The 26,628-nt window shown below is 61.1% G+C and carries 27 protein-coding genes; 19 read left to right on the top strand and 8 right to left on the bottom strand.

All coding sequences use genetic code 11. The features are described 5' to 3' along the window. Positions 1-382: 382 nt before the first annotated feature. Together AO240_RS01000 and AO240_RS01005 are read left to right on the top strand one after the other, a co-directional pair. Positions 383-661, top strand: coding sequence for a type II toxin-antitoxin system RelE/ParE family toxin (locus AO240_RS01000; RefSeq protein WP_099234822.1), 279 nt, complete (start codon positions 383-385; stop codon positions 659-661). 14 nt (positions 662-675) lie between these two features. Further along, positions 676-963: a HigA family addiction module antitoxin gene (locus tag AO240_RS01005; RefSeq protein WP_099234823.1), complete on the top strand. Its 288-nt coding sequence runs from the start codon at positions 676-678 to the stop codon at positions 961-963. A gap of 135 nt (positions 964-1,098) precedes the next feature. Here AO240_RS01005 and AO240_RS01010 read toward each other — a convergent pair whose 3' ends face one another. From AO240_RS01010 to pilG, 6 genes are all read right to left on the bottom strand, one after another. Then, on the bottom strand, positions 1,099-1,554 hold the full coding sequence (locus AO240_RS01010; protein WP_099234824.1) for a chemotaxis protein CheW: 456 nt from the start codon (positions 1,552-1,554) through the stop codon (positions 1,099-1,101). Further along, positions 1,547-7,366, bottom strand: coding sequence for an Hpt domain-containing protein (locus AO240_RS01015; RefSeq protein ID WP_099234825.1), 5,820 nt, complete (start codon positions 7,364-7,366; stop codon positions 1,547-1,549). The genes AO240_RS01010 and AO240_RS01015 overlap by 8 nt, the downstream gene beginning before the upstream one ends. Positions 7,367-7,543: 177 nt before the next feature. Then, positions 7,544-9,595 carry a methyl-accepting chemotaxis protein gene (locus AO240_RS01020; protein ID WP_099234826.1) on the bottom strand — a complete coding sequence of 684 codons (2,052 nt, stop codon included), beginning with the start codon at positions 9,593-9,595 and terminating at the stop codon, positions 7,544-7,546. Then, positions 9,592-10,116, bottom strand: coding sequence for a chemotaxis protein CheW (locus AO240_RS01025; RefSeq protein WP_099234827.1), 525 nt, complete (start codon positions 10,114-10,116; stop codon positions 9,592-9,594). The genes AO240_RS01020 and AO240_RS01025 overlap by 4 nt, the downstream gene beginning before the upstream one ends. A 12-nt stretch (positions 10,117-10,128) precedes the next feature. Further along, on the bottom strand, positions 10,129-10,494 hold the full coding sequence (gene pilH, locus AO240_RS01030; protein ID WP_014720320.1) for a twitching motility response regulator PilH: 366 nt from the start codon (positions 10,492-10,494) through the stop codon (positions 10,129-10,131). A gap of 46 nt (positions 10,495-10,540) precedes the next feature. After that, positions 10,541-10,951, bottom strand: a complete 411-nt coding sequence (gene pilG, locus AO240_RS01035) for a twitching motility response regulator PilG (RefSeq protein WP_099234828.1) — start codon at positions 10,949-10,951, stop codon at positions 10,541-10,543. A gap of 278 nt (positions 10,952-11,229) precedes the next feature. Between pilG and AO240_RS01040 the strand changes: the two genes are divergently transcribed. The 9 genes from AO240_RS01040 to AO240_RS01080 all read left to right on the top strand — a co-directional run bounded on the left by AO240_RS01040 (position 11,230) and on the right by AO240_RS01080 (position 18,942). After that, positions 11,230-12,438, top strand: a complete 1,209-nt coding sequence (locus tag AO240_RS01040) for an S-type pyocin domain-containing protein (RefSeq protein ID WP_099234829.1) — start codon at positions 11,230-11,232, stop codon at positions 12,436-12,438. A gap of 18 nt (positions 12,439-12,456) precedes the next feature. Continuing rightward, the gene (locus AO240_RS01045; RefSeq protein ID WP_099234830.1) at positions 12,457-12,822 is read left to right on the top strand and encodes a DUF6572 domain-containing protein; all 366 of its coding nucleotides are present in this window, start codon (positions 12,457-12,459) and stop codon (positions 12,820-12,822) included. 114 nt (positions 12,823-12,936) lie between these two features. After that, positions 12,937-13,908 (top strand): glutathione synthase, encoded by a 972-nt coding sequence (gene gshB, locus AO240_RS01050; RefSeq protein ID WP_099234831.1) that lies wholly within the window; start codon positions 12,937-12,939, stop codon positions 13,906-13,908. Positions 13,909-14,016: 108 nt separating this feature from the next. Further along, the gene (locus AO240_RS01055) at positions 14,017-14,922 is read left to right on the top strand and encodes an energy transducer TonB (RefSeq protein WP_058414541.1); all 906 of its coding nucleotides are present in this window, start codon (positions 14,017-14,019) and stop codon (positions 14,920-14,922) included. 127 nt (positions 14,923-15,049) lie between these two features. Beyond that, positions 15,050-15,619 (top strand): YqgE/AlgH family protein, encoded by a 570-nt coding sequence (locus AO240_RS01060; RefSeq protein WP_058414542.1) that lies wholly within the window; start codon positions 15,050-15,052, stop codon positions 15,617-15,619. Next, entirely contained in the window at positions 15,619-16,056 is a 438-nt protein-coding gene (gene ruvX / locus AO240_RS01065; protein WP_003213744.1) for a Holliday junction resolvase RuvX, read from the top strand. Before AO240_RS01060 ends, ruvX begins: the two co-directional genes overlap by 1 nt. A gap of 82 nt (positions 16,057-16,138) precedes the next feature. After that, positions 16,139-16,645, top strand: a complete 507-nt coding sequence (gene pyrR / locus AO240_RS01070) for a bifunctional pyr operon transcriptional regulator/uracil phosphoribosyltransferase PyrR (protein WP_058414543.1) — start codon at positions 16,139-16,141, stop codon at positions 16,643-16,645. Between the two features lie 24 nt (positions 16,646-16,669). Then, entirely contained in the window at positions 16,670-17,674 is a 1,005-nt protein-coding gene (locus tag AO240_RS01075) for an aspartate carbamoyltransferase catalytic subunit (protein WP_058414544.1), read from the top strand. After that, complete coding sequence (locus AO240_RS01080) at positions 17,671-18,942, top strand: dihydroorotase (RefSeq protein WP_099234832.1); 1,272 nt, start codon at positions 17,671-17,673, stop codon at positions 18,940-18,942. Before AO240_RS01075 ends, AO240_RS01080 begins: the two co-directional genes overlap by 4 nt. A gap of 42 nt (positions 18,943-18,984) precedes the next feature. Here AO240_RS01080 and AO240_RS01085 read toward each other — a convergent pair whose 3' ends face one another. Further along, positions 18,985-19,413, bottom strand: coding sequence for a TM2 domain-containing protein (locus AO240_RS01085; RefSeq protein ID WP_099234833.1), 429 nt, complete (start codon positions 19,411-19,413; stop codon positions 18,985-18,987). 248 nt (positions 19,414-19,661) lie between these two features. Between AO240_RS01085 and AO240_RS01090 the strand changes: the two genes are divergently transcribed. Beyond that, positions 19,662-20,300, top strand: a complete 639-nt coding sequence (locus tag AO240_RS01090; RefSeq protein WP_099234834.1) for a C40 family peptidase — start codon at positions 19,662-19,664, stop codon at positions 20,298-20,300. 76 nt (positions 20,301-20,376) lie between these two features. On the opposite strand, the gene AO240_RS01095 is transcribed toward AO240_RS01090, so the two are convergent. Continuing rightward, complete coding sequence (locus AO240_RS01095; protein WP_099234835.1) at positions 20,377-21,411, bottom strand: type IV pilus twitching motility protein PilT; 1,035 nt, start codon at positions 21,409-21,411, stop codon at positions 20,377-20,379. A gap of 57 nt (positions 21,412-21,468) precedes the next feature. On the opposite strand from AO240_RS01095, the gene AO240_RS01100 reads away from it, so the two are divergent. The 7 genes from AO240_RS01100 (at position 21,469) to rdgB (ending at position 26,628) form a co-directional block, all read left to right on the top strand. Next, a complete protein-coding gene (locus tag AO240_RS01100) occupies positions 21,469-22,155 on the top strand; it encodes a YggS family pyridoxal phosphate-dependent enzyme (RefSeq protein ID WP_099234836.1) in 687 nt (228 codons plus the stop codon). Between the two features lie 32 nt (positions 22,156-22,187). Continuing rightward, positions 22,188-23,006: a pyrroline-5-carboxylate reductase gene (proC, locus tag AO240_RS01105; protein ID WP_099234837.1), complete on the top strand. Its 819-nt coding sequence runs from the start codon at positions 22,188-22,190 to the stop codon at positions 23,004-23,006. Between the two features lie 24 nt (positions 23,007-23,030). Continuing rightward, complete coding sequence (locus AO240_RS01110) at positions 23,031-23,618, top strand: YggT family protein (protein WP_058414551.1); 588 nt, start codon at positions 23,031-23,033, stop codon at positions 23,616-23,618. Positions 23,619-23,810: 192 nt separating this feature from the next. Further along, positions 23,811-24,950, top strand: a complete 1,140-nt coding sequence (locus AO240_RS01115) for a homoserine O-acetyltransferase (RefSeq protein WP_058414552.1) — start codon at positions 23,811-23,813, stop codon at positions 24,948-24,950. Between the two features lie 7 nt (positions 24,951-24,957). Next, complete coding sequence (gene metW, locus AO240_RS01120; RefSeq protein ID WP_099234838.1) at positions 24,958-25,578, top strand: methionine biosynthesis protein MetW; 621 nt, start codon at positions 24,958-24,960, stop codon at positions 25,576-25,578. 21 nt (positions 25,579-25,599) lie between these two features. Further along, positions 25,600-26,034 (top strand): DUF4426 domain-containing protein, encoded by a 435-nt coding sequence (locus AO240_RS01125; protein WP_058414554.1) that lies wholly within the window; start codon positions 25,600-25,602, stop codon positions 26,032-26,034. Further along, positions 26,035-26,628, top strand: a complete 594-nt coding sequence (gene rdgB / locus AO240_RS01130; protein WP_058414555.1) for an RdgB/HAM1 family non-canonical purine NTP pyrophosphatase — start codon at positions 26,035-26,037, stop codon at positions 26,626-26,628.

Consider the following 26,628-nt stretch of genomic DNA (forward strand, 5'->3'; position numbering starts at 1 on the left):
AACAAGTTCATGCACCGCCCAAAATCTTGCAGGAAAATTCCGATAGCCCAACCACCATGATCGTTCCCACGCTCTGCGTGGGAATGCCGTCTGGGACGCTCTGCGTCCCGCCAGCCAGGCTGTGTTCAAGTCCTGCGCACTGGTGACGCGGAGCGTCACGGGATGCATTCCCACGCGGAGCGTGGGAACGATGGCCTTACCCGCAATGATTATCCCGACAGATAGCGAGGACTGCTCTTACAGCCTTTTCAGGTTGTTGCTCGGAACCCACCTCTCTAGCCTTTTCAGTCCGAATCGTGCCATGGGTAAGCATCATGAATCCGACCGTTAAACCGGACGCAAGGCCATTGCAGAGCGTGATGCATCACATCACAATCACACCATGATCGTCAGCTGGAAACACAAGGGGCTAAGAGCCTTCTATGAGACCGGGTCAACCAAAGGCATCAACACGAACCATACAAAGCGCTTGCGCCGCGTTCTGTTCATTCTGGATAAAGCTGAACGCCCGGATGCACTGAACTTGCCCGGTTGGCGCTTCCATCGCCTGACAGGCGATCTGATCAACTACTGGTCAGTCAGCATTAGTGGTAACTGGCGCATCATTTTTCGAATGTTTGGCGACCAGATCGAACTGGTTGATTATCTTGATTACCACTGAGTAGAGGTATCGATATGGGTATGCACAACCCACCCCATCCAGGCGAAATCTTGCTTGAGGATGTGATCCCTGCTTTGGGTATCACCATCACTGAAATGGCTCGACGCCTTGGGTTTGCCCGTGAGACGTTTTCACGGATCTTGCATGGTCATGCGCCTGTCAGCCCGGACTTGGCTGTGCGGCTTGAACGCGCAGGTGTGAGTACTGGGCAGTTGTGGCTGGCCATGCAAAGTGCCTATGACTTATGGCAGGCCGAACATCGGGAGCAGCCGGTGATTGAGCGGTTTGCGCGCATTGAGTAGCGGGCATTGTCTGCCAGGCACAGGAAATAAATGTGGGAGGGGGCTTGCTCCCGATGGAGGTGGGTCAGCTGCATCTGTATCAACTGACAGGTCGCTATCGGGAGCAAGCCCCCTCCCACACTAGAGAATGGCGGGTCAGGCCAGGCCAGACTCGACCAGCAGCGCTTCCAAGCCCATGAGGTCGGGTATTTTCGCCACGTGTTCGCCCACTTGCACTGCCGCAAGCTCCAGCGGGCACAGTGGCACGTCGACGTAACTCAACTGGCTGTCGAGCTTGTATGAGCGTGGAATCCCTTGTATCACCAGCGCGATAAATTTCAGCGTCGGCCGCCCGCCCAGAGCGTTCAGCACGACGATGCGCGAGCGCTCGCCGGTCATGATCGCTTCGCCGCACGCCGCTTCAAAGCTGATCAGCGGCAATTGCCGATCGCGCCAGGTCACTTGCCGCAAATACCATGGCGGCGCGTCGCTGGCCGGTTCGCCGCGCTGGAAGTCGATCAGCTCGGCGATGGCGACGTTGGGCAGTACCAGGTTGCGATCAGCCAGGGGCAGCAGCAGGCCGGTGAGTTGGCGGGAGCGGTGGTCAAGCATGGGCCTTGCTCCAATAGGCGATGCTTTCGAGCAGCACCGACTCTTGATACGGCTTGCCAAGGTAGTCGTTGACGCCGATGGCCATGGCGCGGTCGCGGTGTTTTTGGCCAGTGCGCGAGGTGATCATGATGATCGGCAGGCGCATCAGCCGCGGGTCGTTGCGCACCTGGATCGCCACCTCAAAACCGTCCATGCGCGGCATTTCGATGTCGAGCAGCATCAGGTCCGGCGTGTGTTCTTCAAGCAGGGCGATGGCGTCGATGCCGTCTTTGGCGGTGAGCACGTTCATGCCGTTGCGCTCCAGCAGGCGGCTGGTGACTTTGCGCACGGTGACCGAGTCGTCCACCACCAGCACCAGCAGCGGGCGCTTTTTCAGCGGGTCGTTGAGCGCCAGCGCTGCGTCGACCGTTTGGGCCGGCAAGGCCGGTTGCCGCGCGCGAATGTGCGCGAGCAAATCGATGATCAGCACCACGCGGCCATCACCCAGAATGGTCGCGCCGGACAACCCCTGCACGCCTGCGAACTGCGGCCCCAGGCCCTTGACCACGATTTCTCGGGTATCGGCCATGGCGTCCACGTGCACCGCCACACGCCGTTCATTGCAGTGCACCAGCAGCACCGGCACGGCCTGGTATTGGCCGAGTAGCGTGGGGCGGGCGACGGTGTGCAGCAGGTCGCCGAGGTAAAACAACTCGTAGCGCTGGCCGGCGTATTCATAACGCGGCGGGTCTTGCTGATAGTGCCCGGCCAGTTCGTGGGGCAGCACACGCACCAAGCCTTCGATGGTGTTGATCGGGATCGCGTATTGATCGTCTGCGCAGTGCACCATCAGCGCCCGGTTGACCGACACGGTAAACGGCAGGCGCACGCGAAAGTGCACGCCCACGCCCGATGTCGAATCAATGAACATTGAGCCACCCAACTGGCGCACTTCTTCGTGCACCACGTCCATGCCCACGCCGCGCCCGGAAATTTGCGTAATTTTTTCGGCGGTGGAAAACCCCGGCTGCAGAATGAACTGCAGCACATCGCGGTCACTGATCTCTTGATCAGGGCTGAGCAAGCCGCGCTTGATCGCCTTGCGCCGCACCGCGTCGAGGGGCACGCCGGCACCGTCGTCGCGCATGTCGAAAACGATATCGCCGCCTTCGTGGGTCAGGTCCAGCGTGATGCGCCCCTTCGCCGGCTTACCGGCCAGCAACCGCGCCTCGCGAGGCTCCAGGCCATGGTCGACGGCGTTGCGCAGCATATGTTCGAGCGGCGCGACCATGCGTTCCAGCACGTTGCGGTCCATCTCGCCCTCGGCGTTGCCGACCACGAAATCCACGTCCTTGCCCAGCTCTTGCGCCACTTGGCGCACGATGCGCTTGAGGCGCGGCACCATGCGCTCAAACGGCACCATGCGCGTGCGCATCAGGCCTTCCTGCAATTGGGTGTTGATGCGCGCCTGTTGCTGCAACAGGTTATGCGCGTCCGCGTTGCGCCGGTCGAGGGTTTCCTTGAGGTCCAAAAGGTCTGAGGCCGACTCGGACAGTGCGCGCGACAACTGCTGCAACTGTGAGTGGCGGTCCATTTCCAGCGGGTCGAATTCTTCATAACCCAAGCGCTCGGCCTCGGCCTGTTGGCGGCTGAGGATGCGCCCCTGGGTTTCGGTGTCGAGGCGGCGCAGTTGGTCGCGCATGCGCTCGATGGTGGTTTCGACCTCATTGAGGGCGGTGCTCGCGTCGTTGACCTGCTGCTCGATGCGGCCACGAAAAATCGACGTTTCACCGGCCAGGTTGACCAGGTCATCGAGCAAGTCGGCGGATATTTTTACCATGTCGGCCGCAGGATCAACCGGCGCTTCGGCCTTGCCCGCCGGCAACGCTACCGGGGCTAACGGCTCATCGCTCGGGTGCAGCAGGCTTTTGATGCGCTCGATCAGTTGATCCACCGGGCCTACCGGCAAACCACCCGCCACCGCATCGATCATCTGCGCCAGGCGGTCATGGCAATCTTGCAGCAACGCGAACAGTTCAAGCGAGGGCGCGAGCAAACCGGCAGACAGGCCTTCGTACAGAAACTCCAGCTCATGGGCCAGGTCGCCAATCGGCCCGATCTCGACCATGCGCGCGCCACCTTTCAGGGTGTGCAGGTCGCGCAGCAGGGTTTCCACCTCTTGGCGATTGTTCGGCTCGGCCTGCCAGCGCAGCAACGCGCTGTTTGAGCTGTCGAGAATATCGGCGGCTTCTTCCAGGAAAATTTCCAGCAGCTCGGGATCAGCCCCTGGCGCCTCAGTGGCAACCGCAGGAGCAACCGGCGTGTTGCTCTGGCGGAACGCGCGCAGTTGGCCGACCAACTCGCTGGAGTCGCTCAAGGCCTGGTGGTCTTGCAGTTGGTCCAACTGCAACGCCAGCCGCTCATGGCTGGCCATCAGTAGTTGGGACAGTTCTGCAGAGTAGCTGAAGCGGCGGTCGACCAAGCCCTCATACAGGCATTCCAGCTCTTGGGCCAGGTCACCCACCGGGCCTATTTCAGCCATGCGCGCGCCGCCTTTGAGCGTGTGCAAATCGCGTTGCAACGACGACAACGGCGCCACGCTGTCGGGCTCCAGCAACCAGCGTTTAAGTGATTGCCCGGCGCTGTCGAGGATGTCGACCGCCTCTTCCAGGAAGATCTCAACGATCTCGTCGTCAATCGCCATGCTCTGGTCCAACTGCGCGGTGGCAGCGCCCAGTTCGGAGATGCTCAGCGCGCGGCTGCCGTCGCTTTTGATCAGGCCGGTGGCGGACGGGTCGAGGGCTTCATCGAGCAATTCACGCAAGGCCCGCACACGCGCCGGCGCGGGGCTGATTTCCTGGCCGGCCGCGAGTTGGTCGAGCATGTTGATCAGCGCTTCATGCGCCTGTTCGGCTTCCTGAAAGAACCGTTCGCTGACCGCCAGGCTGCTTTCTTCCACGGCGCCATAGAGGTCGAGCAAGGCCTCGCACACTTCGTCGATGGCGTGCAGGTCGGCGACGTGCGCGCCCTGCCCCAACGTGGTCAGCTCATCCAGCAGCGCGGTCAGCTCCTGGCGCTCGCCGGGGTGTTGTTGCCAGCGGCGCAGCAGGCTTTCAGCATCCAGCAAAATGTCCATGCCTTGGGCCAAAAAGCCTGTGATCAACTGCGGGTCGCGCTTGATGCGCAGCCCGGTGTTGGGTGCATCGAGCAGCGCTTCAAGCTTTTGATCGAGCAGGCTCTGCGTGCGGTTGATCAGGTCGGCAGCGCCCCTGATCGGCACCAGCGGGTCATTGCCCAGTTGGCGCAGCCCGAGCTGGAACAGGTTTTCGGCTTCCAGCAGCAACGCCACTTCGTCCAGGTCCAGCGGCAAGCGGTGGGCCTTGTACTCGCGGGTGAGGTGATCGAGCGGCCGTGTCAGCTCGGCAATCGGCAGCACGCCCGCCATGTAGGCGCTGCCCTTAAGCGTGTGCAGCGCGCGTTGCAGTTCATCACTGACTTGCAGCGGTACGTGTTCGGCGGCCTGTTGCAAAAAGTGGTTGAGGCTATCGAGATGGCTCTGCGCTTCGTTGCGAAAAATCTCCAGCAACATCGGGTCGTGCGCTTCGCCAGCCGAGGGTTCAGCGCCGCTGGCCAAAGCGTGGGCGCGCGCGGCCAGGGTATCGACCTCGTCGCGTTGCCGCTGATCGTCGGTGGCAAAATCGGCGATCAATTCCGGCAGCAAGGCCACCGTTTCATCCAACACCCGTTGCACCTCGGGGCTCAGCGTTACGCTGCGCTCCAGCACGCGGTTGAGCAGGTTCTCGACGGCCCAGGCGAGCTCCGCCAGCACCAGCGCGCGCACCATGCGGCCACTGCCTTTCAAGGTGTGGAACGCGCGACGCATTTCACCTTGGGCGGTTTTGTCGGCGCTGTTCGGTAAATGGCGGTGCAGCGCCTCAAGCACTTCGTCGGTTTCTTCGAGGAAGACTTCGCGCAGCTCATCGTCAATCGGTTCTTCACCGGCTGGCGGCGGCAACAGGCTACCGGGGCGCTGCAACGCCGGTGGGTTCAGGCGCGACGTGGGGCTGGCCAGTGCGTCGAACTGCGATTGGCTCGGTGCGCCCTCGGCTGCCAGCGCGCCCTCCGGTGCGGCCAGTGCCTGACGCCACGGTTTTTGCGCGGGCAGGTAGCCGAGGGCGGCCAAGCCTTGAGTCGCCAGTTCCAGCACCCGTTCGCCACTGGCGTCGGGGTCTTGAAGCATGCGTTCCAGGTAATACTCCAGACCGCTGACCACGTCGGCAAAATGCGCCAGCTGCGCCGGCGCAGGCGCGGCATCGTTGAGCATTAATTGTTCATCGACGTAAGCGCTGCAGCCGCGCATCAGGCTCGCTGCACGCGGCAGCGGAATCATCGCCAACGCACCGCGCACCTGGCTTAGCAGCTCCGGCAGCGACTCCAGGCGTTGGCGGTCCCAGTGGGCTTCAACGCAATCAATCACCAGCTCTTTGGCTTGGCGCAGGCATTGGCAGGATTCGCGGATCACCAACTGGTGAATCTGGGTCAGGTCGGTGGTGGGCAAACGGCTTTCTTCGCGGCTTTCCGGCTCCACCGTGCCGACCATGCCCGCCAGCGTGGCTTCGACGTAGAGCAACGCGCCGGCGACGTCCATCAGCACAGCATCGTTGGGTTCGCGCTGGCCCTGGGCCAGGCTCAGCACCACCGCAAGCTGGTCGATGATGACCTTGCGCGGCTGGCCGAAGCCGAGTACTGCCAGGGTGTCGGCGATTTGGCGTAACGGCGCCAGCAGCGCCTCAAGGTCGCTGGTGTGTTGGCGGTCGCTGCGCACGAACAGGTCGAGGCGCTCCTTGACCCGCACCAGTTCCTCGCACAAAGCGCCGAGCACCGAGCTCATGGCATTGCGATCCGGCCCGGCCAGCCGCGCGCGTTCGGCATCGACCACGGCGCTGTCGGGCAAGGCCTCATCGAGGCCGTAGCGCTCCTTGAGGCTTTGCATGCGCGGCGTCGGCCGGGTGACCTTGGCCACATAGAACAACAGGCTTTTGAGTAACTCATCCGGCGCCGGTTGGTTGATGCCGCCGATGCCTTGGGCCAGCAGGCGCTTGAGTTGCTTGTCGCAGGCCTTGAGCAGGCTGCGCAGCGCCGGGCTGTTGGCGATCACGCCGGTGAGCATGCCTTCGACCAGCGCCGAGGTGACTTGCCACAGCGGCAACAGCGGCGCGCCCTGGCACAGCGCCTCCAGCCGCGCGAAAACCCGCGCCATGTCTTCCAGGTTGCTCGGGCCGTGGTCTTCGCGCAGCAAACCGGCCAAGGCCTGTTGCAGCAATTGATGCCACTGGCGCAGTTGACTGCTCAGGTCGGGCGCCATGCGTTGCGCCAGCGCCTCATCGGGTAATGGCGCAATCGACAGCAGTTGCGGGCTGAACAGGCTGGTCTCCGACAGCAGGCTTTCACCGCGGGCGCTGCGCAGGTCATTGAGCAGCGGCAACACCACCAGCGGCAGGTCGCGGCGGGCGCTGTGCACGCGGTCCAGGTACAACGGCAATTGGCTGAGGGCTTGTTGCAACAGGCGGATGCTTTCGTCGCGCTGGCTGACGCGCTCGGCCTGCAGGGCCAAGGCCAGCTCTTCGATCTCTTCGGCCAACAGCGCCGCGCCGTAGAACTCGACCATTTGCAACGCGCCATGCACCTGGTGGATGCCAGCCAGGCACTCGCCGAGGGCGTCGCCGTCGCCTGTTTCAACGGATGCGTCGAGCGCCGAACGGGCCTGTTTCAGGGTTTCGGCAATGTCGCCCTTGACCCATTCGAGGGCCACGTAGTCGTGCCGATCAACCATAACTGCTCCGCTTAAAATTCGTGGGTTGCGTGTGTTCGTGCCCTGCAGATACTTCCAGGTAAACGCAGATCTACTCTGGGAGGGGGCTTGCTCCCGATAGCAGTGGGTCAGTCACCTGATCGATTGGCTGATACACCGCCATCGGGAGCAAGCCCCCTGCCACATTTGGATGGCATTTCACTCATCCACCGGTCGCGCCGGCGGCAAGGTGAAGCCCGACACCGAGCGGCGCAACTGGCTGGCCATTTTTGCCAGGTTGCCGATGCTTTCAGCGGTGGCGGTAGAGCCCGATGACGTTTGCGTGGTGATCTGCTGGATCACGTTCATGGTCAGGGAGATCTGCCCGGCCGACGACGTCTGTTGCTGCGCCGCATTGGAAATACTCTGAATCAACGCTGCCAGGGTTTTCGACACGCCTTCAATCTCTTCCAGCGCCACCCCGGCATCCTGGGCCAGCCGTGCGCCGCGCACCACTTCGGTGGTGGTCTGCTCCATGGAGATAACCGCTTCATTGGTGTCGGTCTGAATCGCCCGCACCAGCGTTTCAATCTGCCGCGTGGCGGCCGACGAACGCTCGGCCAGCCGCTGCACTTCATCGGCCACCACGGCAAAGCCGCGCCCGGCGTCACCGGCCATGCTTGCCTGAATCGCGGCGTTGAGGGCGAGGATGTTGGTTTGGTCGGCAATGTCGTCGATCAGGCTGACGATGTCGCCGATTTCCTGAGACGACTCGCCCAAGCGCTTGATGCGTTTAGCGGTGTCCTGAATCTGCTCGCGAATGTTGTCCATGCCGTGGATGGTGTTGTGCACCACCTCGTTGCCCTTGTTGGCAATTTCTACCGAACGCTCGGCCACCGCCGAGGACTCCGCAGCGTTGGCCGACACTTGGTCGATGGACTGGGCCATCTGGTTGATCGCGGTCGACGCCTCGGCAATTTGCTGGGCCTGATGCTCTGAGGCTTGGGCCAAATGCATCGCAGTGGCCTGGGTGTCTTGCACCGCACCCGCGACCTGCCCGGCCGTCAGGTTGATGGTCGCGACCAGGTCGCGCAACTGGTCCACGGAATAGTTGATGGAGTCGGCGATGGTGCCGGTGAAGTCTTCGGTCACCGAGGCCGTCACGGTGAGGTCACCGTCGGCCAGGTCTTCGATCTCATCCAGCAGGCGCATGATCGCGTTCTGGTTGCGCTCGTTTTTCTCGGCGGTTTCATGCAATTGGCGATTGGTTTCGCGCACCATCACCAAACCGATCAGGATGATCGAGGTCAGCGCCAACAGGCCCAGCACGTAGCCGCCGATGGTGTCGAAGCTGCGCCCGCTGGCGAGGTTTTCGAAGCCGGTGGCCAAGTGCGAGGCTTCATCAAGCAAGGTTTGCGACAGGTTGAAAATATTGCTCGCCGACGCACGCACCTGAAACAGCTGCGGCGAGGTCTCGAGAATTTCATCCACGGAGCCTGAGACAAACTCAAACAGCTCGGCGATTTCGGCCAGTCGCGCACGCGCATCGCGGTCTTCGACCTGGCTGATGCGCAACCCGGCGTTACCCTGCAGCATGCCGTTAAGCACCTGACCAAAACGGTTGGCGTCGCGGCCGAACGCATCGGCGGCCTGCACCGAGGTTTCGTCGCCGGCCAGCACAGTGTTGACCGCGCCCAGAATTCGCTCAGCGAGCAACGATTGGCGCTGGGCCAGTACCACTTGGCTGGCCGGGGCGCCGCGTTGCAGCAGGATGTCGACGACTTTTTCCGACTCCATCTGCAATTGCGGCACGGTCTCGGCCAGGGTTGCGGCCACTTGGTGCAACGACAACACGGTCTGCTCGCTGGCAAGAATCGCGTCGGTGTTTTTCAGCAGGGCTTCCCAGTCGGTCTGCACCGCGCGCATTTCTGCGCGCACCGCGTTGGGCGCGGCGGGCAGCCCGGTCTCGGTGTCACCTTTTTTCAGGTAGCCCCAGCGCTGGGCGAAGTCGTTGCGCGCATCGCCCAGCAGTTTGAACGCGGCAGCCTTGCCGGCAGCGGCTTCGGTGGCGTTTTTGGCGATGCGTTGGGACAACACGCGCAGCTCACCGGCGTGGCCGATGTACTGCTTGTCGTAGGTGGACTGGGTGTTGAGGTACGCGAAGTTGGCGAACAACAGCATGATGAACACGATCAGCGCGATAAACAGCACGATGATCTGCGAACGGCTGCGCGACGCGGCTTGCGGTTTGGGCGTGGTAGCGGTGCTCATGCGGCGACATCCATGAAGCCTGGCGCCTGAGCCAAAGCAAACGGGCTGAAAACCTGCCAGAGCCGGTCGCTGTCGAACTGGCCCTGGATAAATGGCGCGCCGGGGCTGGCGCTCGTTAACAATGCGTCTTGTGCAAAATGCTGCATGCCCACCACCTCGTCCACCAGCAGCCCGACAAACAGGTCATTGAATTCCACCACCAGCACGCGCCGTTGCTTGCGCGCCCTGGACAGCTCAAGGCCGAGAAAACCGCCCAAGTCCATCACCGGCAGCAGGCGCCCGCGCAGGTTCGCCACGCCCTTGACCCAGGGTTTTACCCCCGGCATCACAGTGCAGCGCGGCTCATGCAGCACCTCGGCGACTTCACCCATGGGCGCCACGTACGCATGCGACCCCAGGCGAAAGCCGATCCCGCTCCAACGCTGCAAGCGGGCTTCCTGGGACGGCAGGTCGGCAGCCAACAGGCGGCAGCGGTTGTCGATGCCCAGCAGCAGCTCGAAGGCGGTTTGCGACTCGGTCATGATGGCGTGCCGTCAGCCGGCCAGCACCTTGTTCAGGGTGGCGATCAGGGTTTCTTCGTCCACAGGTTTGGTCAGGTAGTCCTTGGCGCCCTGGCGCGCGCCCCAGATTTTGTCGGTTTCCTGATCTTTGGTGGTGATGATGATGATTGGAATGCCGTTGGTTTCAGGCTCCTTGGACAACTGGCGGGTCGCCTGAAAACCGTTAAGGCCCGGCATAACAATGTCCATCAGCACCGCATCGGGTTTTTCCTGGCGCGCCAGGGCCACGCCGTCCGCGCCGTTTTCAGCCTTGAGAACCTGGTGGCCGTGCTTTTCGAGCATGCCAGTGAGTTTGTACATTTCAGTCGGCGAATCGTCGACGATCAGAACGCGTGCCATGGTTTTCCCCACTACATTGGTAGACGCAGGCCCCTGTGGGGCACCGTCAGTGTGCTTGTTGTTCTACTGCGGCGAAGCCGGGCACGTAGGCCTTGATCGCGCTCAGCAGTTCTTCCTTGCTGAAAGGTTTGGTCAAAAACTGATCGACACCGACGATGCGCCCCTTGGCCTTGTCAAACAAACCGTCTTTGGAAGACAGCATGATCACCGGAATCGACTTGAACGCCGGGTTGTTCTTCACCAACGCGCACGTCTGATAACCATCAAGGCGCGGCATCATGATGTCGACAAAAATAATGTGCGGGTGATGATCAACAATCCGCGCCAGTGCATCGAAACCGTCGATGGCCGTGATCACATCGCAGCCTGCGTTCTTCAACAAGGTTTCAGCCGTGCGGCGGATGGTTTTCGAATCGTCGATCACCATCACTCTCAAGGCGTTGGAATGCTGTTCCATATCTGCTCTACCATCGCCACAGCGAATCGGTTTTCGGTGTGTACTGCCTGATGTTGTACCGGGTGTGCAGCAAAAACCCCATGGTGCATAGGCTTATGTGTCATGGGAGCCTTTTTAGCACAGTCTGAAGAAAATTCATCTCAGGAGAGTACGGGTTTCGATCCGCAACAGCTTAAAAAACGCGAACTTTCCCACTTGAACTAACAACCCTTCCGACAGATAGCTCAGTAACTACCCGGTAGCGTTCTTGCACCAAAAAGAACGAACAAGGATGCCGCATGAGCGGTTATGTCCCCAAGCCGGCACGTCCCAACGCGAGCACCACAACCCGCAATAGCGGTGTAGAACCTGTCGACCTCCACGCCTTGTACTGGGCGCAATACCCCGACCTTGCCGACGAGTCGCAAGCCCGGCCCACGCCCACAGGCTGCGTTTTTGCCAAGAGTTGCAACCTGCCCGACGGCGTTATCAACCACCAGCACCCGACGGGTTTTGTACCCGTTGAAAAGCTGGCCGACTACGGCATGTGGGCAGTGCTCGGCACTGGCACCGCGATTTCGGCGCAGGGTTCACCGCTGCAATGGGTTGCTGGCTCTGCCTCCGGCCGCGCTGTCGCCAATCGTCTGGCCGGCTCGCTGGCGCTGACACTGCTGGAGGGCGCGGGCGCTTTGGCTGCAAGCGCCACAGTCGGCACCGTCGCACTGCTGATGCCGAACGCTATCGCAGCCGACAGTGCCTTCTACACACAAGACCAGTACGCAACGCTTGAAGCGGGCCGCACACGGGTGCGCGTCAACGTGAAGACCTTGCCGGATGGTTCGGTCAACGCCTACGGCTTCTACACGGGCGGTAAAGCGGACTGGGAAAGTGTTCCGGTTATCAAGGCTGAAAAAAAGGGCGAGCAGTACGTCGCCGATATAGGCAACGGCATTGGCCTGACGTGGACGCCCGCGGTGAATCCGCAGGGTGTGCTGGGTATTCCGGCACTGGAAGGTGCGCCACCGCTGCGCACGGTTTGGGTGTACCCGCCGACACCGCAGGCGGAAGCTGCGCTGCACAACCCGCAACATCCGCCGGAGTTTCAGGATGCGATTATCTGGTTTCCAGCGGATGCGGGTATTGAGCCGATTTATGTGGTGCTTAGTACGCAGTTGGAGAAGAACAAGGTGGCGGGGGCTGCTTATGAAGAGGAATTCCATTCAAGTTTTTCAGAACAAATGAAAGCCTCAGCACAGCAGGTAACATTTAAAACTGAACGCGGTACAAGGGTTCGCGTGGACATGATCGGTAGAACCCACAATGGGGAAATCGTTTGCGTCGAATGCAAAGCCTCTGAAACAGCACCACTGACGCGCAATCAAAAACGAGCATTTCCTGAGATTGAAGAAAGTGGCGCGGTCATTGTGGGCAAAGGTAAACCTGGTTTTCCTGGGGGGACAGTCATCTCGCCCACGACAATAAAAATCTCGCGTCCGAACCAAAATTAACGCTAATAAGGAACAACCATGTCAGTAACAGACGCCAACGTGATCGATATGCTGGGCATCCCCAAGTTGGATGACTCCACGATAATTCTAGCCATCACAGATCACCTCGGCTGGGCTAATCCAACTGAGCAGGGTGAACACCTGCTGATGCTCCAGGCAAAAATCAATGCGTATGTCGCGTTCATTGAGAGCGGAGAGATTTACACCGAGGTGCCTGGCGCACTGGGCAAATATCCGATCATCCAAGTCGCTGCTTTATATGAGCTCTCGGAACAAGGCGAGCGGTTCATCAAGCAAGCAACGGCGGTGCTGGAGCCCCTCGGCATAGGGCTGGAATTCGAATACAACGGTGATAAAGAACAATTCGCAGCCTTTCGCACCTGACAGTTCAGCCTGACACGCAGGCTCTCTGACAGTGGTTTTTCCTTGACCCACAAGGGCCGCAGCGCCACTCTGACGCCACTTTTATGCGCCCTAATTTGCTAGAGGAAATCCCCCATGAGCGTACGCGTCGGCATTGTCATGGACCCTATCGCCAGCATTTCCTATAAAAAGGACAGCTCGCTGGCCATGCTCCTGGCCGCACAGGCCCGTGGCTGGACGTTGTTCTATATGGAACAGCGCGATCTTTACCAAGGCGACGGCGAGGCCCGTGCACGCATGCGCCCGCTGCAGGTGTTTGCCAACCCCGATAAGTGGTTCGAGCTTGCGGACGAGATCGACAGCCCGCTGAGCGATCTGGATGTGATCCTGATGCGCAAGGACCCGCCGTTCGACATGGAGTTTGTTTACTCCACCTACCTGCTGGAGCAGGCCGAACGCGCTGGCGTGCTGATTGTCAACAAGCCGCAGAGCCTGCGCGACTGCAATGAAAAGCTGTTCGCCACCCTGTTCCCACAGTGCACGCCACCCACCGTGGTCAGCCGCCGCGCCGATGTGCTGCGTGAATTCGCCGCCAAACACGGTGACGTAATCCTCAAGCCGCTGGACGGCATGGGCGGCACCTCGATCTTCCGTCACCGCGCAGGCGACCCTAACCTGTCGGTGATCCTCGAAACCCTGACGGCGCTGGGCACCCAACAGATCATGGGCCAGGCTTATATTCCGGCGATCAAGGACGGCGACAAACGCATCCTGATGATCGACGGCGAGCCGGTGGACTATTGCCTGGCGCGTATTCCGGCAGCGGGCGAGACCCGTGGCAACCTGGCAGCCGGTGGTCGCGGCGAAGCGCGCCCGCTGACAGAAAAAGATCGCTGGATTGCAGCCCAAGTCGGCCCAACCCTGCGGGAAAAAGGCCTGCTGTTTGTAGGACTTGACGTAATCGGTGAGAACCTTACCGAAATAAACGTCACCAGCCCGACGTGTATTCGCGAGATAGACAACGCATTTGGCACGAACATCGGCGAAATGCTGATGGCAGCCATACATGCAAAACTGCAAGCCGCAGGCCGCAAGCCGCAAGCTTAAGGCGAACCGCGTACAAGCTCGCGGCTTGTAACTTGTCGCTTGAAGCTAAAAACCAACATTGCGTTATCATGCGCAACCTGTGAAACGCGCGATGTTGGTTTTTTTGTGATGACGCTCCCGTCCGATCTGCCCCCCGAACTCTCCCGAAGCGGCGTGCGCCCGGCTGATCGGCTCGGATTTACACTGTTCCTGGCGGCACTGATCCACCTCGCGTTGCTGCTCGGCTTGGGCTTCACCTTTGCCGAACCCAAGCAAATCAGCAAAACCCTGGAAATCACCCTCGCCACGTTCAAGAGCGAAAAAAAGCCCGAAAAGGCCGACTTTCTGGCTCAGGACAACCAGCAAGGCAGCGGTACGCTCGACAAAAAAGCCGTGCCCAAAACCACCGAAGTGGCGCCTTTCCAGGACAACAAGGTGAATAAAGTCTCGCCGCCGCCGACGCCCAAGCCCGAGGTCAAGCAGGCTGCGCCCAAGGCCGCAGTCACCACCGTCGCGCCCAAACCGCAAAAAGCCCCGACCCAGCGCGAGAAAACCAAGACCGAGCCGCAGCCCGAGCCGGTTAAACCGGCACCGACTTTCGACAGCTCGCAGCTTTCCGACGAGATCTCCAGCCTTGAGGCGGAATTGGCCAACGAGCAACAGTTGTATGCCAAACGCCCGCGCATCTACCGGCTGAACGCCGCCTCGACCATGCGCGACAAAGGTGCCTGGTATAAGGACGAGTGGCGCAAAAAGGTCGAACGCATCGGCAACCTCAATTACCCGGACGAGGCCCGACGCCAGCAAATCTATGGCAATTTGCGCTTACTGGTGTCGATCAACCGTGATGGTTCGTTATACGAAGTGCAGGTGCTGGAGTCATCCGGCCAGCCGCTGCTCGACCAAGCCGCCCAGCGCATCGTGCGCCTGGCCGCGCCTTTCGCGCCGTTCACCGGCGACCTGAACGACGTCGACCGCCTGGAAATTATCCGCACCTGGAAATTCGCCCGGGGCGACCGCCTGTCGAGCAATTAAAGGCGCAAGAGCCCTGTTGGCTGCGGTAATGCTGCCCACTGTGGCAAGCGGGCTTGTTGTGGCGAGCGCCACAGGTTTCGTTAACTCCAGCTTGTCAGTTCGCCACTCCAACGCCACACTAGAGGACATGAAAAATGTCAGCCCGACCTACCTCAAGCATCAATTCTTGATCGCCATGCCGCATATGGCAGACCCGAACTTTGCGCAAACCTTGACCTACATTGTCGAGCACACGGCCAATGGTGCGATGGGGTTGGTGGTGAATCGCCCGCAAACGCTGAACCTGGCGGATATTCTTGAGCAATTGCGCCCCGAAATCGACCCGCCAGCGCGTTGCCAACACGTGCCGATCTACAACGGTGGGCCGGTGCAGACTGATCGCGGTTTTGTGCTGCACCGCACCGGGCCGACGTTCCAGGCCACGGTGGACCTTGACGGCGTGTCGCTGTCGACGTCCCAAGACGTATTGTTCGCCATCGCGGACGGCATCGGGCCTGAGCAAAGCGTGATCACCCTCGGCTATGCCGGCTGGGAAGCCGGGCAACTGGAGGCCGAGCTGGCCGACAATGCCTGGCTGACCTGCCCTTTCGACGCCGACATCCTGTTCAATACCGCAAGCGAGGCGCGCCTGGAAGCGGCGGCGGCCAAGCTGCGCGTCAACCTCAGCCTGTTGACCAGCCAGGCAGGGCACGCCTGATGGCTTTGCGGTTGATCCTTGGGTTTGACTACGGCACCAAACAGATCGGCGTAGCGGTCGGCCAGGTCATTACCGGCCAGGCCCGCGAACTGTGCACCCTCAAAGCCCAGAACGGCGTGCCGGACTGGAACCAGGTCGAAGCGCTGATCAAGGAGTGGAAGCCCGACGCGGTGGTGGTCGGCCTGCCGTTGAACATGGACGGCACACCGAGCGAGATGTGCCTGCGCGCCGAAAAGTTCGCGCGCCGCCTGAATGGCCGCTACAACCTGCCCTTCTATACCCACGACGAACGCCTGACCACCTTTGAAGCCAAAGGTGAGCGCCGCGACCGTGGCGGGCAAAAAGGCAGCTACCGCGACAACCCCGTGGACGCCATCGCCGCCGCTCTGCTGTTGCAAGGTTGGCTGGACGAAAACACCGCGTTATTTGAATCCTGACTGACGCGGCTTGCCGCGTCTTTTTACGTTTGAGCCCGGACCTTGCGGCCACCTCGCTACGCAAGGCCTTGAAGGAGCCACCATGAGCCTGCCCAATCCCGCCGAACTGATCAGCCAGATGGCAACTAGCCTCAAGGCGCACCTGCAACAGCGTGCCATCAGCGAACCGCGTTTTATCGGCATTCGTACCGGTGGTGTGTGGGTGGCCCAGGCGTTGTTGGAAGAACTGGGCAGCGATTCGCCACTGGGCACGCTGGATGTGTCGTTTTATCGCGATGACTTCAGCCAGAACGGCCTGCACCCGCAAGTGCGGCCATCGGCGCTGCCGTTCGAAATCGAAGGCCAGCACCTGGTGCTGATCGATGACGTACTGATGAGCGGCCGCACCATCCGCGCCGCCCTGAACGAACTGTTCGACTACGGCCGCCCCGCCAGCGTGACACTGGTGTGCTTGCTTGACCTTGAGGCTGGCGAATTGCCGATAAGCCCGGACGTGGTCGGTGCCACGCTGTCGCTTTCAGCCCACCAGCGGGTAAAATTGTCCGGTCCCACGCCGCTCGAACTCGAACTGCAAGACCTTGCCCTTTAAACCGCCTTGTAAAGAGTCCCCGCGATGACGCCTTTAGATGCCAAGCGCCCGCTGCAGCTCAATGCTCAGGGTCAGTTGCAACACTTCTTGTCCCTCGACGGTTTGCCCCGCGAACTGCTCACTGAAATTCTCGACACTGCCGACTCGTTCCTCGAAGTCGGTGGCCGAGCGGTGAAGAAGGTCCCGCTGCTGCGCGGCAAAACCATCTGCAACGTGTTCTTCGAGAACTCGACCCGCACCCGCACCACCTTTGAACTGGCGGCCCAGCGCCTGTCCGCCGACGTGATCACGCTGAACGTGTCGACCTCGTCGGCGAGCAAGGGCGAGACCCTGCTCGACACACTGCGCAACCTGGAAGCCATGGCCGCCGACATGTTCGTGGTGCGCCACGGCGACTCCGGCGCCGCGCATTTCATCGCCGAACACGTGTGCCCGCAGGTGGCGATCATCAACGGCGGCGACGGCCGCCACGCCCACCCGACCCAAGGCATGCTCGACATGCTGACGATCCGTCGGCACAAAGGCGGCTTTGAAAACCTCTCGGTGGCCATCGTCGGCGACATCCTGCATTCGCGGGTGGCGCGCTCGAACATGCTGGCCCTGAAAACCCTGGGTTGCCCGGATATCCGCGTGATCGCACCGAAAACCCTGCTGCCCGTCGGCATCGAGCAGTACGGCGTGAAGGTTTACACCGACATGGCCGCAGGCCTCAAGGGTGTGGACGTGGTGATCATGCTGCGCCTGCAACGCGAGCGCATGTCAGGTGGCCTGCTGCCGAGCGAAGGCGAGTTTTACCGCCTGTTCGGCCTCACCACCGCGCGCTTGGCCGGCGCCAAACCGGACGCCATCGTGATGCACCCAGGTCCGATCAACCGCGGCGTGGAGATTGAGTCGGCGGTGGCCGACGGCCCGCAGTCGGTGATCTTGAACCAAGTGACTTACGGCATCGCCATACGCATGGCGGTTCTGTCCATGGCCATGAGCGGGCAAACCGCGCAACGTCAATTCGAGCAGGAGAAGGCCCAGTGAAGCTCAGCATTCTTGGCGCCCGAGTCATCGATCCGGCCAGTGGCCTGGATCACGTTACCGACCTTCATCTGGAAGCCGGCAAGCTCATCGCCATCGGCGCCGCCCCCAGCGGTTTCAGCGCCAGCCAGGTCATAGACGCCAAAGGCTTGGTGGCCGCGCCGGGCCTGGTCGACCTGAACGTCGCCCTGCGCGAGCCGGGTTACAGCCGCAAAGGCAACATCAACAGTGAAACCCGTGCCGCCGCTGCAGGTGGCGTGACCAGCCTGTGCTGCCCGCCGCAGACCAAGCCGGTGCTGGACACCTCGGCCGTGACCGAGCTGATCCTCGACCGCGCCCGCGAAGCCGGCAATTGCAAAGTGTTCCCTATCGGCGCCCTGAGCAAAGGCCTGGAAGGCGAACAACTCGCTGAACTGATCGCCCTGCGCGACGCCGGTTGCGTGGCCTTCGGCAACGGCCTGGAAGGCTTTCGCAGCACCCGCACACTGTGCCGCGCGCTGGAATACGCGGCCACGTTCGATTTGACGGTGATCTTCCACTCGCAAGACCGCGACTTGGCCGAAGGCGGTTTGGCGCATGAAGGCGCGGTGGCCAGCTTCCTCGGCCTGCCGGGCATCCCGGAAACCGCAGAAACCGTGGCGCTGGCCCGCGACCTGCTGCTGGTGGAACAAAGTGGCGTACGCGCGCACTTCAGCCAGCTGACCAGCGCTCGCGGCGTCGCCCTGATCGCCCAAGCTCAGGCGCGCGGCCTGCCGGTGACGGCGGATGTGGCGCTGTATCAGCTGATTTTGACCGATGAAGCGCTGATCGACTTCTCCAGCCTGTACCACGTGCAGCCGCCGCTGCGCACCCTGGCTGACCGCGACGGGTTGCGTGCGGCAGTGAAGTCGGGTGTGATCTCGGCGATCTCGAGCCATCACCAACCGCACGAGCGGGATGCCAAGCTGGCCCCATTTGGCGCGACAGAGCCCGGCATCAGCAGCGTCGAGCTGTTGCTGCCATTGGCGATGACGTTGGTGCAAGACGGTTTACTCGACCTGCCGACGTTGCTGGCACGCCTGAGCGCAGGCCCAGCCGAAGCGCTGCGTTTGCCGGCGGGTAAGTTGGCGGTGGGCGCGGCGGCGGATCTGGTGCTGTTTGATCCGGCCCGCTCCACAGTGGCCGGTGAACAGTGGCTGTCCAAAGGTGAGAACTGCCCGTTCATCGGCCATAGCCTGCCGGCGACGGTGCGGTACACCCTGGTGGATGGGCGAATCAGCTACCAGGCCTGATAGCGATCGTTCCCACGCTCTGCGTGGGAATGATCAACAGACTCAGCGCCCGCCGATGCGCTCGGCATTGCGTATCGACACCTGCGTGTTCAGCGTCCAGAAGTCATACAGCACCCCTACCAGAAACAAACCGCCGGTGAACAGGTAGATCAGGCCGGTGATCCATTTGCCCTGGTACATGCGGTGCACACCGAACACACCCAGGAACGCCAGCAGTATCCAGGCCACGTTGTATTCGATAGGCCCGGCGGTAAAACGCAGGTCCGCTTCACGGTCCATCGCCGGGATCAGGAACAAGTCGATCAGCCAGCCGATACCGAACAAGCCAAAGGTGAAAAACCAGATCGTCCCGGTCACAGGCTTGCCGTAATAAAAACGATGCGCCCCGGTAAAACCCAAAATCCAGAGCAGGTAACCAATCACCTTGCTGTGGGTGTCTTGCTGCGAATAATCCTGTCGATAGGTGTTCATGACGTACCTCTTTTGCCTCGATAGATAAATTTTTTCATTTTCTTTGTGACTTTTTTACGGGCGCCCGACGCACGGCAAATGGTATCGTCCTTCCCGCAAAGCCTTATGCCACCTGACTTCTGTCGGACAATAGCGCCAATTCGTCGCGTTTTAACGAATTTGACCCCAGGGTTCAGTCGACAAACGGCCTGAGAACGACACAAAAAGCTGTTATAAAGTTGCGCGCAAACCTAAAAGAGCCACGCCGAATGCGACCATTTTTCAAGACATGGCTAACCATCTGCCTATTAATGCCACTGGCCGCCCACGCCACCAATCGTGAGCAACGACTTCCTAACGTTAACGGTTTTACCCCTAAAGTTCATAGCGCTCCAGGCACTGCCAAAACCGCAAAGCTGACTGTTAAACGCCCAACTCAACTGAGCAAGGCCCACAACGGCAAAGCCACTCCCGGTCTTATGGCGGTTAACACCAAGCAAAGCAGCAACGTCCTCAGCCGCGCCGTTAACGTGCTCGGCACTCCTTATCGTTGGGGCGGCAGCAGCCCAAGTAAAGGGTTCGACTGCAGTGGTTTGGTGAAATATGCGTTTAATGACGTAAAAGCGGTGGATTTGCCACGCACCTCCAACGCCATGGCCGCCGGCCACGGGATGAAGGTTGATCGCAAAGACCTGAAACCGGGCGACCTGTTGTTCTTCAAATTGAAGAGCCGCCAGGTCAACCACGTTGCCATCTACATGGGCAACGATCGCTTTATCCACGCCCCAAGCCGTGGCAAAGCGGTGAGCATCGACACGCTGAAAAAGCCGTTCTGGGACAAGAACTACGTGGTTGCCAAACGTGTTCTGCCTAAAGAACAAAGCAATCTGCGGATTGTGCAGCGCTGATACCGGGCTGAATGCGGTAAAACATGTGGGAGGGCGCTTGCTCCCTCCCACATTTGATTTCAGTTGCCGAGCCACTTCATAGGTCTGCTGGCACCCTCGCCTGCCCGCGCGCGTCTTCCAGGCTAACCAGCCCCTCGCCGACCAACGCCTTCAAGCTCATGTCCAGCGTCTTCATGCCCAGCGCCCCGCCGGTCTGAATCGCTGAAACCATCTGCGCCACCTTGTCCTCGCGAATCAGGTTACGAATGGCCGGCGTGCCCAGCATGATTTCGTGCGCCGCCACTCGCCCGCCGCCGACCTTCTTCACCAGCACCTGGGCCACCACCGCCTGCAACGACTCAGACAGCATCGAGCGCACCGTGGCCTTTTCCCCCGCCGGGAATACATCGACCAGCCGGTCTACGGTTTTCGCCGCCGAGGTTGTGTGCAAGGTGCCAAAGACCAGATGCCCGGTCTCGGCCGCGGTCAGCGCCAGGCGGATGGTTTCGAGGTCACGCAACTCGCCCACCAGAATCACATCCGGGTCTTCGCGCAGCGCCGAACGCAGCGCTACCGAAAAACTGTGGGTATCGCGGTGCACTTGCCGCTGGTTGATCAATGCCAGCTGCGGCGTGTGGATAAATTCGATGGGGTCTTCCAGGGTGAGGATGTGCTGACGCCGGTGCCGGTTGAGGTAGTCGATCATCGCCGCCAGTGTGGTGGACTTGCCGCACCCGGTAGGCCCGGTGACCAACACCAGGCCGCGCGGCAACTCGGCAATGCGCTGAAACACAGGCCCCAGCCCCAGGCTTTCGAGGCTTCGTACCTGTGCCGGAATCGTACGAAACACCGCGCCCATGCCGCGATCCTGCTTAAACACATTCACCCTGAACCGCGCCACGCCCGGCAGTTCAAAGGCAAAATCCGTTTCAAGAGATGTTTCGAAATCCTTTTGTTGGTATTGGCTGAGCAAAGGGCTCAATAAGTCCGCAACTTGCGGCGGTGAAAGCGCCGGCCCATCCAGCGGCCAGACCTCACCATCGACGCGCAGCATCGGTGCCAGCCCGGCCGACAAATGCAGGTCGGAGGCGCCACGGCGCACGCTGGCCGTGAGCAATTCAGTGATATCCATAGGGCTTTCCATTTCCAGTAGAATGCCGCGGACTCCATATCCACGGGTGCATCTTGAATGTCGACGATAGCAGACAACATTGGCTTGGTTAGCGAACGTATCCGTGCCGCGGCCCACGCCGTGCAACGTGACGAAAGCAGCATTCACCTGCTGGCCGTGAGCAAGACCAAACCCGCGCAAGCCGTGCGCGAAGCGTTTGCCGCCGGGGCCCGCGATTTTGGCGAGAACTACCTTCAGGAAGCCTTGGGCAAACAGGCCGAATTAACCGATCTGCCCTTGAGTTGGCACTTCATCGGCCCCATTCAATCGAACAAGACGCGCGCTATCGCCGAGAACTTCGCTTGGGTGCATTCCGTGGAACGCCTGAAAATCGCACAACGCCTGTCCGAACAACGCCCGGCCGACCTGCCGCCGCTGAATATCTGCATTCAGGTCAACGTCAGTGGCGAAGCCAGCAAGTCCGGCTGTACGCCCGCCGACCTGCCGGCCCTGGCCAATGCGATCAGCGCCCTGCCGCGCCTGAAGCTGCGTGGCCTGATGGCAATCCCTGAGCCGACGGACGACCGCGCCGCGCAAGACGCCGCGTTCGCCACGGTGCGCCAGTTGCAAGCCAGTTTGAACCTGCCGCTCGACACACTTTCCATGGGCATGAGCGAAGACCTTGAGTCGGCCATCGCCCAAGGCGCCACGTGGGTGCGGATCGGTACCGCGCTGTTTGGCGCCCGCGACTACGGCCAGCCGTAAATGGCTGACTTCCCTCTGAATAAGGACCTGTCATGAGCAACACGCGTATTGCCTTTATCGGCGCCGGTAACATGGCGGCCAGTCTGATCGGTGGCCTGCGGGCCAAAGGCCTGGAAGCCGCGCAGATCCGCGCCAGCGACCCGGGCGCCGAGACCCGCGCCCGCGTCAGCGCCGAGCACGGCATTGAAACGTTTGCCGACAACGCCGAGGCCATCCAGGGCGTTGACGTCATCGTGCTGGCGGTCAAGCCGCAAGCCATGAAGGCCGTGTGCGAAAGCCTGCGCCCGAGCCTGCAACCGCAGCAGTTGGTGGTGTCGATCGCCGCCGGTATTACCTGCGCCAGCATGACCCAATGGCTCGGTGCTCAACCCATCGTGCGCTGCATGCCCAACACCCCGGCGCTGCTGCGCAAGGGCGTGAGCGGCTTGTACGCGACTGCCGAAGTCAACGCCGCACAGCGTGATCAGGCGCAAGAACTGTTGTCTGCGGTGGGCATCGCCGTGTGGCTGGAACACGAGCAGCAACTGGACGCGGTCACCGCCGTGTCCGGCAGCGGCCCGGCCTACTTCTTCCTGTTGATCGAAGCCATGACCGCCGCTGGCGTGAAGCTGGGCCTGCCACGCGAAATTGCCGAGCAACTGGCCGAGCAAACGGCGCTGGGCGCTGCGACAATGGCGGTGTCCAGCGAAGTGGACGCTGCCGAGCTGCGCCGCCGCGTAACCTCGCCAGGCGGTACCACGCAGGCTGCCATCGAATCGTTCCAGGCCGGAGGCTTTGAAGCCCTGGTGGAAAAAGCACTGGGTGCTGCCTCGCATCGTTCGGCTGAAATGGCCGAGCAACTGGGCAAATAGTCGTCCCCTTCATAGGAAACCAACATGCTCGGAATCAATGACGCTGCCATTTTCATCATCCAGACCTTGGGCAGCCTGTACCTGCTGATCGTGCTGATGCGTTTTATCCTGCAACTGGTGCGGGCGAACTTCTACAACCCGCTCTGCCAGTTCGTGGTCAAGGCCACCCAACCGCTGCTCAAGCCGTTGCGCCGAGTGATCCCGAGCCTGTTCGGCCTGGACATGTCGTCGCTGGTGCTGGCGTTGCTGCTGCAGATTGCGCTGTTTGTGGTGATCCTGATGCTCAGCGGCTACCAGGCCTTCACCGTGCTGCTGTTGCCATGGGGCCTGATCGGCATTTTCTCGCTGTTTTTGAAAATCATCTTCTGGTCAATGATCATCAGCGTGATCCTCTCGTGGGTCGCACCGGGCAGCCGCAGCCCTGGTGCCGAGCTGGTGGGCCAAATTACCGAGCCAGTGCTGGCGCCTTTCCGTCGGTTGATCCCCAACCTCGGTGGCCTGGATATTTCGCCGATTTTCGCGTTTATCGCGATCCAACTGCTGCAAAGCTGGGTGATCCCGCGCCTGGCTTACTATGCGTTCATGCCTAAAGAGCTGTTCGGGCTGATCTGATTCGCGAGCCGCGTGTGTGGGGGCTGGCTTGGCTGCGATTGAATCACTGCGGTGTCACTGGAACACCGAGGTGCCTGCATCGCAGGCAAGCCAGCTCCCACATTTTGTATCTGCGTACTGGTGCAGGCCTTTGCTTGCCGCTGGGGTCACTGCTCTTTAGACTTACGCCTCATTTAAACGAGAGCAGGGTCGATGCCAACTGCCTTTCCCCAAGATTCTGTTGGACTGGTCGTGCCCCAAGTGGCGCACTTCGGCGAACCGCTGGCCCTGGCCTGCGGGCGTTCGCTGCCTGCCTATGACCTGATCTACGAAACCTACGGCCAACTGAACGCCACGGCGAGCAACGCCGTGCTGATCTGCCACGCCTTGTCCGGCCATCACCACGCTGCTGGTTTCCACAGCGTTGACGAGCGCAAGCCCGGCTGGTGGGACAGCTGCATCGGCCCCGGCAAGCCCATCGACACCGACAAATTCTTTGTTGTCAGCCTGAACAACCTCGGCGGCTGCAACGGTTCCACCGGCCCGAGCAGCCTGAACCCGGAGACCGGCAAGCCGTTCGGCGCAGACTTCCCGGTGCTCACCGTCGAAGACTGGGTGCATAGCCAGGCGCGCCTCGCCGACCTGCTGGGCATTCGCCAATGGGCTGCCGTTATCGGCGGCAGCCTCGGCGGCATGCAAGCGCTGCAATGGACCATCAGCTACCCGGACCGCGTACGCCATTGCCTGGCGATTGCCTCGGCTCCCAAGTTGTCGGCGCAGAACATCGCCTTCAACGAAGTGGCGCGCCAGGCGATTCTCACCGACCCCGAGTTCCATGGCGGTTCGTTCCAGGAAGCTGGCGTGATCCCCAAGCGCGGCTTGATGCTCGCGCGAATGGTCGGGCACATCACCTACTTGTCGGATGATTCCATGGGCGAGAAATTCGGCCGTGGGCTCAAGAGCGAAAAGCTCAACTACGACTTCCACAGCGTCGAGTTCCAAGTGGAAAGCTACCTGCGTTATCAGGGCGAAGAATTTTCCGGGCGTTTCGACGCCAACACCTACCTGCTGATGACCAAGGCGCTGGACTACTTCGACCCTGCGGCGAACTTTGATGACGACCTGGCAAAAACCTTCGAAGGCGCCACGGCCAAGTTCTGCGTGATGTCGTTCACCACCGACTGGCGCTTCTCGCCAGCACGCTCGCGTGAGCTGGTCGACGCCTTGATGGCCGCCAAGAAAGACGTCTGCTACCTGGAAATCGATGCTCCGCAAGGCCATGACGCCTTCCTGATTCCGATCCCGCGCTACCTGCAGGCTTTCAGCAACTACATGAACCGCATCATTTTGTGAGAACGCCATGAGAGCCGACCTGGAAATCATCCAAGACTGGATCCCCGCCGGCAGCCGCGTGCTCGACCTTGGCTGCGGCGATGGCGAACTGCTGAGCTGGCTGCGCGACAACAAGCAAGTCACCGGCTATGGCCTGGAAAACGACCCGGACAACATCGCCCAGTGCGTGGCCAAGGGCATCAACGTGATCGAGCAGGACCTGGACAAAGGCCTCGGCAACTTTGCCAGCGACAGCTTCGACATCGTGGTGATGACCCAAGCCCTGCAAGCGGTGCATTACCCGGACCGCATTCTTGACGAAATGCTGCGTGTGGGCCGCCAGTGCATCATCACTTTCCCCAACTTCGGCCACTGGCGCTGCCGATGGTACCTGGCCACCAAGGGCCGGATGCCGGTGTCGGATTTCCTGCCATACACGTGGTACAACACGCCGAACATCCACTTTTGCACCTTCCAGGACTTCGAAGCGTTGTGCGGCGAACGTGAGGCCAAAGTGATCAACCGCCTTGCTGTCGATCAACAGCACCGCCACGGCTGGGCGAGTAAACTATGGCCCAATCTGTTGGGCGAAATCGGTATTTACCGGGTCAGCAGCCCGGGCCTCGCCGACCACAAAATTGCCGTCTAATCATTTTCAAGAGGGACGCACATGAGCCGTTTGGCTGTTTTTTTACTGACCGCACTGCTTGGCGTCAACGCCATGGCGGCCGACGTTATCGACCCTGATCGCAAGAAAGAATTTGGCGACATCACCGTGCGCTACAACACCTTCACGTCCAGCTTCCTGCAGCCCGAAACCGCGCAGGCGGTGGGCGTGGTGCGCAGCAAGAACAAGGGTTTGATCAATGTGTCGGTGTTCAAGGGCGTGACGCCCGTGGTGGCGCAAGTCACCGGCACCATCAAAGACTTGAGCGGCAAGAGCGAAGTACTGACGTTCAAGCAGATCACCGAAAAAGGCGCGACCAATTACCTCGCGCCGTATTCGGTGCCGCAACAGGAATTCAGGACCTTCACGATCAACGTTGAAACCGGTGGCAAGGCGCACAGTTTCAATTTCGTCCAAGAACTCTTTCCGGCTGAATAAATGAACCTCACGCACCTCGTACTGGCCAGCCATAACGCCGGCAAACTCAAAGAACTCCAGGCCATGCTCGGTGAGTCCGTGCAACTGCGCTCAATTGGCGAATTCAGCCAGGTTGAGCCGGAAGAAACCGGCCTGTCGTTCGTCGAGAACGCCATCCTCAAAGCGCGCAATGCCGCGCGTATTTCCGGCCTGCCGGCGCTGGCGGATGACTCGGGCCTGGCGGTGGATTTTCTTGGCGGCGCGCCCGGCATTTACTCGGCGCGTTATGCCGACGGCAAGGGCGACGCGGCGAACAACGCCAAGCTGCTGGACGCGCTCAAGGACGTGCCGGATGCACAACGCGGCGCGCAGTTTGTGTGCGTGCTGGCGCTGGTGCGGCATGCCGATGACCCGTTGCCGATTCTCTGCGAAGGCCTGTGGCACGGGCGCATCCTGCACGCCGCCAGCGGCGAACAGGGTTTTGGCTACGACCCATTGTTCTGGGTGCCGGAGCGTAATGTGTCGAGCGCTGAACTGAGCCCGGCGGACAAGAACCAAATCAGCCATCGCGCCCGCGCCATGGTGCTGCTGCGTCAGCGTCTGGGCCTGAACTGA

Source organism: Pseudomonas sp. ICMP 460, assembly GCF_002723595.1.
Taxonomy (GTDB): domain Bacteria; phylum Pseudomonadota; class Gammaproteobacteria; order Pseudomonadales; family Pseudomonadaceae; genus Aquipseudomonas; species Aquipseudomonas kitaguniensis.